Source organism: Streptomyces sp. NPDC020490 (assembly GCF_044335305.1).
Lineage (GTDB): Bacteria > Actinomycetota > Actinomycetes > Streptomycetales > Streptomycetaceae > Streptomyces.
The window spans coordinates 44773-58767 of sequence record NZ_JBIRUY010000036.1 but is presented as its reverse complement, the minus strand read 5'-3'; the positions used below and the strand labels follow the sequence as shown (position 1 = coordinate 58767).

Here is a 13995-nt window from a genome sequence, read left to right as displayed (position 1 = left end):
CAGGGACCACCCGAACACCCCGACGCGTCGGCGGGAGCGCGGCCGCGGGAGTTCCTCACGGCGGCGTCCGCCGCCGAGATCGACGATCAGGAGAGCGACGCATGACCGACATCGACCTGACCAGCCTCACCCCGGAGCAGAAGCGCGCGTTGCTGGCGGAGCGGCTGCGGCGCCAGGGCGACGGACGGCCGCCGGCGCGCGAGCGGCGGTTCGCCGCGTCGTTCCCCCAGCAGCGCATGTGGTTCCTGGACCAGCTCACCCCGGGCAGCGCCGCCTACAACATCCCGGCGGCGGCGCGGGTGCGCGGCCCGCTCGACGTGGAGCTCTGGCGCCGCAGCCTCGCCGAGATCGTCCGCAGGCACGAGTCGCTGCGCACCACGTTCGACGAGGCCGACGGTGAGCCGGTGCAGGTCGTGCACGACTCCGGCGAGCTGGAGCTGACCGTCGTGGAGTGCGGGCACCTGCGCGGCCCCGACGGGGAGGCGGGCGTCGAGGAGCTGGCACGTCAGGAGTTCGCCCGCCCGTTCGACCTGGGCACCGGGCCGCTGATGCGGATGAAGTTCCTGCGGCTGGCGGCCGACGAGCACGTCCTGCTGCTCACCATGCACCACATCGTCGCCGACCTGTGGTCGACGTCGGTCCTGTTCGGCGAGCTGATCGCCCTGTACCGGAGCCATCTCACCGGCACCGCGGCCGAGTTGCCCGCACTGCCCGTGCAGTACGCCGACTACGCGGCCTGGCAGCGCAAGAAGCTGGCGGGCCCGGGTCTCGCGACAGAGCTGGAGCACTGGCGGAGGACGCTCGAAGGCGCCGCACCGGTCCTCGAACTGCCCACCGACCGGCCCCGGCCCGCCGTACTGGGCACGGCCGGCGATTCGCGGCCCTTCCACCTGCCGGCCTCGGTGATGAACGGCGTGCGCGAGCTGAGCCGGCGGACCGGTGTCACCCCGTTCATGACCCTGCTCGCCGCCTACGTCGTGCTGCTGCACCGCTACAGCAGACAGGAGGACATCGTCGTCGGAGTGCCGGTGGCCAACCGGGGGCAGTCCCAGATCGAGCCGCTCATCGGCTACTTCGTCAACACCCTCGCCATCCGCAACGACGTCTCCGGCAATCCGACGTTCACCGAACTGCTCGGCCGGGTGCGCCGCTCGGCCCTCGACGCCTTCGCCCACCAGGAGGTGCCGTTCGAGCGGCTGGTGGAGGAGCTGTCGCCGGAGCGGGACCTGTCCCGGTCACCGCTGTTCCAGGTGTCGTTCGTGTTCCAGAACATCCCGGTGCCCGAGTTCGACGCCGGAGGGCTGAGCTTCGAACTGCTGGAGGTCGCGAGTTCCACCGCGCGGTTCGACCTCGAACTGCAGGTGTTCGAGCAGGGCGACGCGCTCGGCGGCTGGTTCGAGTACAACACCGAGCTGTTCGACGCGGCCACCGTCGACCGCATGGGCGGCCATCTGAAGGTGCTGCTCGACAACCTGCTCGCCGACCCCGACCGGCCGGTCCTGGACGTGCCGCTGCTCACCGAGGCCGAGGAACGCCAACAGCGCAGGGAGTGGGAGGACACCCGCCACGACTGGCCCGACCGGCTCCTCACCCACCAGCGCGTCGAGCAGCAGGCGGCGCTGCGCCCGGCCGCCGAGGCGGTGTACTGCCAGGGCGAGACCCTCACCTACGCCGCGCTCGACGCGTCCGCGAACCGGCTGGCCCGCCGGCTGAAGAGGCTCGGCGTCGGGCGGGACGTGCTGGTCGGGGTGTGCCTGGAGCGCTCGCTCGACATGGTCGTCGCGGTACTGGCCGTGCTGAAGTCGGGCGGCGCCTACGTGCCGGTCGACCCGAAGCTGCCCAGCGACCGCATGGCGTTCATGATCGAGGACGCGCGGCTGCCCGTCGTGATCACCCAGCGCGCGGTGGCACCGGCCCTGCCGGAGTCCGGGGCCGTGACCCTGTGCGTGGACGAACTGCGCGAGGAGATCGCCGCCGAGTCCGCCGCCCCCCTGGACGAGCCGGTCGCGGGCGAGGACCTCGCCTACGTCATCTACACATCGGGCTCGACCGGACGCCCGAAGGGCGTCCAGCTGCCGCACCGCGCGCTGCACAACCTCTTTTGGGCCATGAAGCAGTGGCCGGGCATCGACGCCGACGACAGCCTGCTCGCGGTCACCACCCTGTCGTTCGACATCGCCACGCTGGAGCTGCTGCTGCCGCTGGTCGAGGGCGCCCGCGTGGTGCTCGCCACCCGCGAGGTGGCCACCGACGGCAAGCTGCTGGCCGACGAGATGGCCACCACCGGCGCGACCATGATGCAGGCGACCCCCTCCACCTGGCGGATGCTGCTCGACGCCGGCTGGCCGGGCCGGCCGGGGCTGCGCGGGCTGGTCTGCGGCGAGGCGCTGCCCCCCGACCTGGCCCGGCGTCTGCTGGCCAAGGGCGTGGAGCTGTGGAACATGTACGGCCCGAGCGAGACCACCATCTATTCGCTGGGCACCCGCATCGTGGACGACACCGTCACCATCGGCGTGCCGATCGCCAACACCGAGGTGCACATCCTCGACCCCGGGGGCCGTCCCGTGCCGCCGGGCGTCCCCGGTGAACTGTGCATCGGCGGCGCCGGTCTGGCGCGCGGCTACCTCGGCCGGCCGGAGCTGACGGCGAGACAGTTCGTCGCCAACCCCTTCGAGTCCCGCCTCGCCGACCGTCTGTACCGCACCGGAGACCTGGTGCGGCGCCGGGTGGACGGCCGCATCGACTACCTCGGCAGGCTCGACCACCAGGTCAAGCTGCGCGGCTACCGGATCGAGCTCGGCGAGATCGAGTCGGTGCTGATGTGGCAGGAAGAGGTGCGGGACTGCGTCGTCGTGGTCCGCGAGGACCAGGCGGGCGACCAGCGCCTGGTCGCCTACCTGGTGTCCGACCCGGCGGCCGGCGCCGACGACGAGCTGCGCCGCCGGCTGCGGGCCGCGCTGGCCCGGAAGCTGCCCGACTACATGGTCCCGGCCGCCTTCGTGTTCCTCGACGCGCTGCCGCGCACCCCGAGCGGCAAGACCGACCGGGGCGCGCTGCCCGCACCCGAGCCGGGACAGCAGACGCGAGCGGCGGCGTACGTCGCGCCCCGCGACCCGCGGGAGCAGGCCCTGTGCGAGCTGTTCGCCCAGGTGCTGAACGTGCCCAGGGTCGGTGTCGACGACAGCTTCTTCGCCCTCGGCGGGCACTCGCTGCTGGCCACCCGGCTGGTGGCCAGGATCCGCGCCGCGCTCGGCGTCGAGCTGCCGGTGCGCGCGCTGTTCGAGCAGCAGACCGTGGCCGGACTGGCCGGGCTGCTGCGGCAGGGCGGTGACAACCCGCGTCCCGCGCTGACCCGGATGCCCCGGCCCGAGGCGCTGCCGCTGTCGTTCGCCCAGCGGCGGCTGTGGTTCCTGCACCAGATGGAGGGCCCGTCGCCCACCTACAACCTCCCGCTGGTGCTGCGCCTGACCGGCGCGCTGGACGTGGACTGCCTGCGGGCCGCCCTCGCCGACGTCGTCGCCCGCCACGAGGCGCTGCGCACCGTCTTCCCGGACACCGGCACGGTGGCCCGCCAGCACGTCCTCGACCCCGGACAGGCGCGGCCCGCGCTGCCGGTGACCGAGGTCGACGACGCCGGCCTGGACGACGCCGTGGCCGCCGCGGTCCGGCACACGTTCGACCTGACCTCGCAGATCCCCCTGCACGCCGAGCTGTTCGCGGTCGGCGCCGACAGACACGTACTGGCCCTCGTCGTCCACCACATCGCGGCCGACGGCTGGTCGCTGACGCCGCTTCGGCACGACCTGGCGACCGCCTACCGGGCACGGCTGGCCGGCCACGCCCCCGAGTGGGCACCGCTGCCCGTGCAGTACGCCGACTACGCCCTGTGGCAGCGCCGGTACCTCGGCGCGCAGGACGACCCCGCCGGCACGTGGTCGCGCCAGCTCGACTACTGGCGCGGCGCGCTGGAAGGCCTGCCGGAGCGGATCGCCCTCCCGGTCGACCGGCCGCACCCCGCCGAGGCGTCCCACGACGGCGACACGCTCACCTTCCGGTGGGACACCGGCCTGCACGAGGGCCTGGCCCGCCTGGCCCGCGACTGCGACGTCAGCCTGTTCATGGTGCTCGACGCGGCGCTGGCGGTGCTGCTCGGCCGCCTCGGCGCCGGCACCGACATCCCCATCGGCGTGGCGACCGCGGGACGCGAGGACCAGGCCACCGAGAACCTGATCGGCTTCTTCGCCAACACCCTGGTGCTGCGCAACCGGACCTCGGACCGCCAGACGTTCCGGGAACTGCTCGCCGAGGTGCGGGAGAACACCCTCGACGCGCTCGCCCACCGCGACCTCCCGTTCGAGGCGCTGGTGGACAGCCTCCGGCCGGCCCGGTCGCTGGCGCATCACCCTCTCGTACAGGTCATGCTCTCCTGGCAGACCGTCACCGACGAGACCGTGGACCTGCCCGGGATCGAGACGGCGCCGATGGTGATGAGCACCGGCACGGCGCGCATGGACCTGGTCTTCCTGCTGCGCGAGCACCTCGCGGGCGACGGCACACCGGCCGGCCTCGACGGCGGCATCGAGTACAACGCCGACGTCTTCGACCCCGAGACGGTACGCACGATGGTGCGCAGGCTGCGCCAGGTGGTGCTGGCCGTGATCGGTGACCCCGACCGGCCCATCGGCGACATCGACCTGCTCACGCCCGCCGAACGGCATCGTCTGCTCGTGGAGTGGAACGGGGCGGAGGGCGAGGTGCCCGCGGCGGGACTGCCCGGGCTGTTCAGGGCGCAGGCCGCCCGCACCCCGGACGCCGTGGCCGTCCGCCACGGCGGGGAGCGTCTGACCTACGCCGAGCTCGACGAGGCCACGGACCGGCTCGCCGCCCGGCTGCGCGAGCGGGGGATCGGTGCCGACGGGGCCGAGGACGCGGTGTGCCTGCTGATGGAGCGTTCGCTGCGGCTGCCCGTGGCGATCCTGGCGGTGATCAAGGCCGGCGGCGTGTACGTGCCGCTGGACCCCCGCTACCCCGGGTCGCGCATGCGGTTGATCATGGCCGACACCGGGGCGAAGGTGCTGCTCGTCGACGGCGAAGGGCTCGAGCACCCCGGCGCCGAAGGGGTGGAGGTCCTCGACATGGCCTCCGAACCGGCCGCCGCGGACGGCACGGCCGACGGTGTGACGCTCACCTTCGAGGGCGGTCCGGACCGGCTGGCGTACATCATGTACACCTCCGGATCCACCGGGCGGCCCAAGGGCGTCGCGGTCACCCATGGCAACGTGGCCGCTCTTGCCGCCGACCGCCAGTGGCGCGGCGGCCGTCACCGGCGCGTGCTGATGCACTCCCCGACCGCGTTCGACGCCTCCACCTACGAGCTGTGGGTGCCGCTGCTGTCCGGCGGCGAGGTCGTCGTCGCCCCGGCCGGGGAACTCGACCCGGACGTCCTGGTGCGTACCGTCCAGGAACACGACGTCACCGCGGCCTTCTTCACCACAGCGCTGTTCAACCTGCTGGTCGAGCGCGACGCCTCGGCGCTGGCCGGGCTGCGCGAGGTGCTGGCCGGCGGCGAGTCCCACGCGCCGCTGGTCTTCGCCAAGGCGCAGGCCGCCTGCCCGCGGACCGCTTTCCACAACATCTACGGGCCGACGGAGACGACGACCTTCGCCCTGCTGCAGCACATGGGCGAGGTGTCCGACGGCAGTCTGCCGATCGGCATGCCGATGGACGGCACCCGCGCCTATGTCCTCGACGAGCGGCTGCGGCCGGTGCCGACCGGCGTCCCCGGCGAGCTGTACCTGGCCGGCTCCGGCCTGGCCCGCGGCTACCTCGGGCAGCCCGCACTGACCGCCCAGCGGTTCGTCGCCTGCCCGTTCGGTGCTCCGGGCGAGCGCATGTACCGGACCGGTGACCTGGTCCGCCGGCGGACCGACGGGCGGGTCGAGTACCTCGGCCGGACCGACGACCAGGTCAAGATCCGCGGCTTCCGCATCGAACCGGGAGAGATCCAGAAGACGCTCGGCGCGCACCCGGCCGTCGCCGACGCCGCCGTGGTGGTGCGGCACAAGCCCTCCGGCGGCAAGGACCTCGTCGGCTACGTGGTGCTCGCCGACGGCGCGCACGCCGAGCCCGCCGGGCTGCGGGCCTACCTGGCCGAGCGGCTGCCGCAGTACATGGTGCCCGTCGCGGTGCTGGTGCTCGACGCGTTCCCCATGACGGCCAACGGCAAGATCGACCGCCGTGCGCTGCCCACGCCCGGCCTCGGCACGGACAGCGTGTCCCGGCCGCCGGCGACACCGGCCGAACGGACCCTGTGCGCCGTGTTCGCCGAGATCCTCGCGGTGCCCGAAGTCGGTGCCGAGACCGGCTTCTTCGATCTGGGCGGCGACAGCATCCAGGCCACCCAGCTGGTCGCCCGGGCCCGCACGGCCGGCCTGGTGTTCACCGTCCGGGACGTGTTCACCCACCAGACGGTGGCGGGCATCGCCCAGGTGGCGAGGGCGGCCGGCGAGGAGACCGGGGCGGGCGTCACCGACGTCGGCACCGGCGAGATCCCGCTGCTGCCCGTCATGGAACGGCAGCGGCGACTCGGCGGCTCGGTGGTCGGCTTCGACCTGTCCGCGACCGTCGGACTGCCCTCCGACGTGGACCGGGAGCGGCTGACCGCGGCACTGCAGGCGGTCGTCGACCGGCACGACGCGCTGCGCACCCGGCTGGTGACCGGGCCCGGCGGGCAGTGGTCCCTGCACGCGGACGAGCCCGGCACGGTCCGGGTCGCGGACATCCTGCACCGGGTCGGCACCGGCGACCTGACCGAGGCGGAGGCGCGAGAACGCGTCGCCGAGGAGACGGCCGCCGCCAGGCGGCGGCTCGACCCGGCCCGGGGGGCGATGCTCCAGCCCGTGTGGTTCGACGCCGGCCCCGGGCGCGCCGGCCGGCTGCTGCTCGCCGTGCACCACTTCGCCGTGGACGGCGTGTCGTGGCGGATCCTGCTCTCCGACCTCGCCACGGCCTGGGACGCGGTGGCCGCGGGCCGCGAACCGGTCCTCGCGCCGGTGGGGACCTCGCTGCGCGGCTGGGCGACCCGGATGACCTCCACCGAGAACATCGCCCGGCACCGCGCCGAACTGCCCGTGTGGCAGGACGTGCTGAGCGACGCCCCGCCGCTGGTGGCCGGGGAACCCGACGCGGACCGCGATGTCACCGGCACCGAAGGGCGGCTGTCGGTGACCCTGCCGGCCGAGGACACCGGGCCGCTGGTCGGACAGGTGCCCGCGGTGCTGCGCAGCGGCATCCAGGACGTCCTGCTGACCGCCTTCGGGCTGGCTGCCGGACGGTGGCGGGCCCGCCGGACCGGCGACGGCGACGCCGGACCGGTGGTGCTGGACGTGGAGAGCCACGGCCGGCACGAGCACCTGGCCGACGGCGTCGACCTGTCCCGCACGGTCGGCTGGTTCACCAGCGTCCACCCGGTCCGCCTCGACTGCGGCGCACTGTCCTGGGAGGCGGTGACCGGGGCGGGCGGCGAGCTCGCGGCCGCGGTCGCCCGCACCCGCGACCAGCTGCGCGCGATCCCGGAACGCGGCCTCGGCTACGGACTGCTGGCCCACCTCGACCCGCAGACCGCACCGCTGCTCGCGGCACTGCCCACCCCGCAGGTGCTGTTCAACTACCTCGGCCGGGTGCCCGTCACCGAGGAGGAGACGCCGTGGCTGCCGCTGCGGGACGACACCGCGCCCGCCACCACCGGCGCCCGGCCGCTGCCCTACCCGCTGGAGGTCAACGCCGTCACCCAGGACGGCCCGGACGGCCCCCGGCTGGTGGCCCACTGGAGCTGGGCGTCCTCGCTGCTCACCGAGGACGAGGTCCGCGAGCTGGCGGACACCTGGTTCGACGCGCTGCGCGCCGTCACCCGCTGCGCCCGCGCGGTCGAGGACGGCGTGCTCGAACCGGTGCACGGCGACGCGACGCCGCTGGAGAGCGAAGCCGCGCCCGCCGGCGCGGTCGACCCGCTGCACGCGCCGATCCCCAGGGCCGACCGCAGCGACGGCGCCGGGCTGTCCTTCGGACAGCTGGAGTTCCTGCTCCAGCCGGTGGGCCCCGACCACGCCCATCACGGCGTCATCACCGCCTGGCGGCTGCGCGGCGAACTCGACGTCCCCGCACTGCGCCGGGCCCTGGACGACCTGATGCGGCGGCACGACATCCTGCGCACCCGCTACGTCCGACGGGGCTCGGCCACCCTGCAGTTCGCCGACGGCATGCCCGTATGGCCGATCGACACCGTCGACCTGCGCGGCCTCCAGGGCCGGGAACAACGGGAGAAGCTGCGCGAACTGCTCACCGCGCAGACTCGGGTGCCCTACCGCATCGAGGACGGGAACCTGGTCCGCGGCCTGCTCGTACAGCTCTCCGACACCGAGCACGCGCTGGTCCTCGTCGCCCACCACATCCTGGTCGACCACTGGGGCTTCCTGGTGATCGTCGGCGAGCTGTCGGAGCTGTACGCGGCCCACCGGACGGCGCGTCGGCCCGACCTGCCCGACATACCGGTCCAGCACCTGGACTACGCGGCGTGGCAACAGGGGCTGCTGGCCCGGGGTGCCCTCGACGAGCACATCGAGCACTGGCGCAAGGAACTGGACGGCGCCGCACGCGTACTGGACTTCGACGCCCCGGCACACCAACTGGACAACTGCGTCACGGGCTACAGCCACGGCGTCGTGATCGGATCCGAGGTCATGACGGCGGTGAAGGAGGCCGCGCGCCGCGAGGGCGTGACGCTGTTCATGATGCTGATGTCCGCGTTCCACGTGCTGCTGCACAGCTACTCGGGCGCGACCGACATCGCCGTGAGCCACCCGCTGGCCGGCCGCGAACGGCCGGAGACCAAGTCGATGGTCGGCCCGTTCATCAACGTCATCCTGAACCGGTCCCGGATGGCGGACGACCCGACCTGCCACGAACTGGTCCAGCGGGTGCTGCGCAGCGAACTCGACGCCTACACGCACCAGAACGTGCCGCTGCGCGCCCTCGTGCACGACGGCCTCATCGGCGACGGCAACCAGCTGCCGCTGCGCGTCATGCTCAACCTCCTCGGCGTGCCGAGCGACGAGCTGACCCTGGACGGGCTCGACGTGGAGCCGCTGGACGTGCGGGTCGGCGACGAGAGCCCGCTGCCGGAGCTGGTCATCGCCATCGAGCCGCACAATCTCGACCTCTACCTGGTGGCCCGCGAGGTCGAGGGCGAACTGCGCGGCCTGTGGGTGTATTCACCGGACCGCATCGCACCCCCGGTCATGGGCGCGCTGGTGCGCCAGTGGCCGAGGGCGCTGGAACTCGTCGCCCGCCACCCGGAACTCACGGTCTCCCGACTGCGCGCACACCTGCGGACCTGACACTTCATCAGGTCAGCGCCCTACCGACCCCGGAATGAAGGAAGACATGACGGAAGACATGACGGAGAAGACCTGCCCCATCACCAACGGCCTGCCGACGCTGCGGGAGCGGCCGTTCGACCCGCCGCAGGTGCTGAGCGCCGAGGGCCCGATCTGCCGGATGACCTTCCCGGACGGATACGAGGGCTGGCTCGTCACCGGGTACCAGCAGGGCCGGGAGATCCTGTCCGACAAGCGGTTCAGCTCGGCCGCGGCGCACAAGCACCTGGCGTTCCCGTCCGACCGCGCGCAGGACCTCGGGGCGGAGATCCCGGGCCTGTTCGAGCACATGGACCCCCCGGAGCACACCCGGTTCCGGCGGCTGCTGGCCGGCCAGTTCACCCTGCGGCGGATGCGTGCGCTCGCACCGCGGATCGAGGAGATCACGGCGCAGCACGCCGACGCGATGCTCCGCAAGGGACCGCCCGCCGACCTGGTCGCGGACTACTCCGTACCGGTGTCCTCGCAGGTGATCTGCGAGCTGCTCGGCGTTCCCGGCGGCGACCGGCAGCGGTTCGAGGCCGACTCGGAGAAGCTGCTGCGGCTGGACATCGACCCGCAGGAGGCGCAGGCGGCGCTGATGGACCTCGTCGAGCTGACCGGCGAACTGCTCATGCGCAAGCAGGCCGAACCGGCCGACGACGTGCTGAGCGTGCTGGTGACGGGGGAGGACATCACCCTCCCGGAGGCGATCGGTGCCACCCTGCTGCTGCTGGTCGCCGGCCACGAGACCACCGCGAACATGCTCTCGCTCGGCACGTACGCGCTGCTGAGCAACCCCGGCCAGATGGACCTGCTGCGCGCGGACGAGTCACTGGTCGAGGGCGCCGTCGAGGAGCTGCTGCGCTATCTGACCGTCGTCCACGTCGGCGTGCAGCGCAGCCCCACCGAGGACGTCGAGATCGGCGGGGTCACCCTGCGCAAGGGGGAGACCGTGCTGATCCACCTCCCCACCGCCAACCGGGACCCGAACCAGTTCGCCGACCCCGACCGCCTCGACGTCACCCAGGGCAGGCTCGGCCACCTCACCTTCAGCCACGGCATCCACCAGTGCCTCGGGCAGCAACTGGCGCGCCTGGAACTGCGCATCGGCTACACCGCGCTGCTCCGCGGCTTCCCGGAACTGCGCCTCGCCGTGTCCCCGGAGGAGATCCCGATGCGTTCCAACATGACCGTCTACGGCGTGCACCGGCTGCCGGTGGCCTGGTGACCGGCAGCCGCCGCACGCAGCGGACCGCGGCGCGGCCGTCCGGGGCGGGGGCCGCCCCGTGACGACGGCTCCGGCGCCTCCCTCGCCCCTGCGGAGCCGGCAGTTCCGCAGGGTGATCGTCGCGGAGTTCGTCTCCTCGGTCGGCACCCAGATGACGACGCTGGCGCTGCCGTGGTTCGTCCTGATGACCAGCGGCTCACCGGCGCGGATGGGGCTGGTGTTCGTCATCCAGATACTGCCGGTACCGCTGCTGGCCATGCCCGCCGGGCTCCTCGTGGCCCGGTGGGGCGCCCGCCGGGTCACGGTCGTCGGGGACGTCGTCAACGCGGTCCTGCTGGCGGCGGTGCCCACCCTCTACCAGGCGGACCTGCTGCCGTTCTGGGCGCTGCTGGTGATCGTGGCCCTCGTCGGATGCGTCGCGTCGGCCTACCTGTCCGCGCAGCGCATGCTGCTGGCCGACGCCCTCGGCCCGGACGAGGGCGCCGTCACCGCGGGCAACGCCCTGTTCGAGACGGCGACCTCGTCGGCGCGGCTGTTCGGCCCCGCGATCGCCGGGTTCCTCATCGCGCAGGTCGGCGCACTCAACGTGCTCTGGGCCGACGCGGCCTCGTTCGCGCTGTCGGCCACCCTGCTGACCGGCCTGCCCCGCCGCACGGCGGCACCGGAGCCGCTGTCGGCGAACAACATGGCGGAGGGGGTACGCCACCTGCTCCGGGACCCGGTGCTGCGCACCATGTCGCTCGCCGCGCTCGGCTACGGCACGCTCATGCCCGTCGTACTGCTCGCCCTGCCCGTCATGGCGGACAGCCGCTACGACGCCGACCCGCACGTGGCCGGCCTGCTGCTGGCCGCGTGGGGCGGCGGCACCGCGGTGGGCACCCTCGTCGTGGCCCGGCTCGCCCGCAGGATCCCGCCGACCCGCTTCGCGGCGTGCGGCGGCATCGGCACGGCCGTCGCGCTCTGGTTCCTGCCCTGGGACCAGCCCGCCGCCACGGCGGCACTGGCGGTCGCAACCGCCTGCATGTTCCTGCCCGCCGTGACCGCACCCGCCGTCGCGCTCCTCACCCTGCGGCCCCCGGAACACCTCCGCCCGCACGTGCTTCCGGTCTTCGGCGCCGCCGTCTTCGTCGCGAGCCCCGTCGCCTACGGGACGGCGGGCATCCTGTTCGAACACCTCGCCGTGCGCACGGTCCTCATGGCGGTCGCCGTCGGCGCGGGCCTGTGCGCGCTGGTACTTCTGCGGCTGGCCGGCCGCGCACAGAACTGAGACCGCCCTGCCCGGCAGCGATGCCTGCGCGTGCACTGGACCCGCACCGCCGGCGACCTGACGGGCAGGGGGCACCGGGCTCCCGGATCCGGGCCGTGACCCGCACCCCGACACGAAAGCGGGAGCCGACGGACGGTCCGCTCGGGAGCAGTCGGCCGGCCTCCCGCACGCATCCCGCGGACGGCGCCGAAAGTCCCGGCGCCCTGGGGACCGACAGTCCTTTGTGACGGCCCCTTCGGGCCGTACCGGCCCATGGACGCCGCGCCCTAGCGTCTGGGCCATGGCCGCGAAGAAGACCGTTTCCGCGAAGAAGACCCCGCCCGTCCGCAACGCCACCCCGCATGACGAGCGCCGGCACGAGCACGTGGCCGCTCTGCGGCAGAGCGAGGCGCGGCAGCGGGCGTTCCGGCGGCGGGCCGTCGTCGTCGGCAGCGTCGCCGTCGTGCTCGCCATGGCGGCCGGCATCGGCATCGGGCTCGCCGCCGGGGACGGGCCAGGGGCCGGGTCGGGGTCAGGGTCGGGGGCGGGCAAGGCCGGTGCGAAGCTCGTCACGCCCGCCCACGCCGGCGGTCCCGGCGGCACCGTGATCACCTGGGGAAAGACCGGCGCTCCGACCACCGTCCAGGTGTACGAGGATCTGCGCTGCCCGTACTGCGCCGCGTTCGAGAAGGATCTGGGCCCCACGCTGAACTCGATGGTGGCCTCGGGGAAGGTCAAGGTCGAGTTCCACATGGCCGCGTTCCTCGACAAGCGGCTCGGCGGACAGGGGTCGCAGACCGGGCTGGCGGCGCTGGGGGCCGCGCTCGACGAGAGCGTCGGCAAGTTCAAGGCGTTCCACGACGCGCTGTACGCGGCCCAGCCGAAGGACGAGAGCACGGACACCTTCGGCAGCAGTGCCAAGCTGCTGGAGATCGCCGGCAAGGTGCCGGGGCTGCGGACGCCCGCCTTCAACAAGGCTGTCAAGGAGGGCACTTACCTGCCCTGGGCGGCGAAGGTGGCGGACGCGTTCTACGACAGCGACGCCACCGGCACCCCGACGGTCAAGGTCGACGGGCGGACCGTCAACGTCCTCGACAGCACCGGTGAGCCGGTCAGCGCGGCGGCCTTCACCCAGGCGGTGGAGCGGGCGGCGGCCGCGGGATGACTCGGCTCGCCCGCCCGGCGGAAGGGGCGGCGAAGGTCCCGGCTATCCGGGACCAATGGCCTGGTCCGCCGTGCCCTGCCGAATGCCAGGCTGAGCACGCCGGGTCCGCCGTGTCATCGCGGACACCCCGGCTGAGGAAGCCACGTCCGTACAGCCCCGAAGGAGGATGGACAGCACAGATGTCTTCGCGTGCCGTACGGCGCTGGCTTCCGAACCAGCACGGGGCCTGGGCGATGCTGGTCGTGCCGTTCCTGGCGGGCATGCTGCTGGGCGACCCCACGCCCTGGCACGCCCTGCTGCTGCTCGCCTGGCTCCTCGGTTACCTCGCCGTCTTCCATGTCCAGCAGTGGCTGCGGCTGCGGCACAACTCCCGCAATCCCAGAGCCGCCGCCCGGCACACGCGTCCCGTGCGGCTGTTCACGGCGGCGCTGGTGCCGTGCGGCGTCGCCCTCGTCGTGCACGCGCCCTGGCTGCTGCTCGCCGCCGTCTGCGCCGCGCCGTTCCTCGCCGTGAACTGCTGGTACGCCCGGCGCAACCGGGAGCGGGCCCTGGTCAACGGGCTGGTCGCCGTCGTCCCGGCGTGCGGCATGCTGCCGGTCGCGCTGCTGCTGGGCGGGGGCGGGATCGCGGACGCCTGGCGGCCGGCGCTGGCCTGCCTGCTGTACTTCGCGGGCACCGTCCTCTACGTCAAGACCATGATCCGTGAGCGGGGCAGCGCTTCCTACCGGTGGGCCTCGGGCGGCTACCACGCCGTGGCGCTCGGCGTCGCGGCCGTCGTCCTCGGCCCCTGGCTCGCCGGGTTCTTCGCGGTGTGCCTGGGGCGGGCGCTGGCCGTGCCGGTGCTCGGCCGGGTGCGGGTGGGCGTGGTCGGGGCCGGGGAGGCGGTGCTGTCCGTGCTGCTCCTCACCGCGCTGCTGCTGTCCTTCGGGTGACATCCCGC

5 protein-coding genes are annotated in these 13995 nt (G+C 73.4%); all 5 read left to right on the top strand.

Annotated features, from left to right (window positions below):
* Positions 1-101 precede the first annotated feature (101 nt).
* The 5 genes from ACH4ZX_RS31130 (at position 102) to ACH4ZX_RS31110 (ending at position 13987) form a co-directional block, all read left to right on the top strand.
* On the top strand, positions 102-9395 hold the full coding sequence (locus tag ACH4ZX_RS31130) for an amino acid adenylation domain-containing protein (protein WP_398280023.1): 9294 nt from the start codon (positions 102-104) through the stop codon (positions 9393-9395).
* Positions 9396-9441: 46 nt separating this feature from the next.
* A complete protein-coding gene (locus tag ACH4ZX_RS31125; RefSeq protein ID WP_398280020.1) occupies positions 9442-10644 on the top strand; it encodes a cytochrome P450 in 1203 nt (400 codons plus the stop codon).
* A gap of 58 nt (positions 10645-10702) precedes the next feature.
* On the top strand, positions 10703-11911 hold the full coding sequence (locus ACH4ZX_RS31120; RefSeq protein ID WP_398280017.1) for an MFS transporter: 1209 nt from the start codon (positions 10703-10705) through the stop codon (positions 11909-11911).
* A gap of 280 nt (positions 11912-12191) precedes the next feature.
* Complete coding sequence (locus ACH4ZX_RS31115) at positions 12192-13055, top strand: DsbA family protein (protein ID WP_398280015.1); 864 nt, start codon at positions 12192-12194, stop codon at positions 13053-13055.
* A gap of 179 nt (positions 13056-13234) precedes the next feature.
* The gene (locus ACH4ZX_RS31110) at positions 13235-13987 is read left to right on the top strand and encodes a YwiC-like family protein (RefSeq protein ID WP_398280012.1); all 753 of its coding nucleotides are present in this window, start codon (positions 13235-13237) and stop codon (positions 13985-13987) included.
* The last annotated feature ends 8 nt before the right edge of the window (positions 13988-13995 follow it).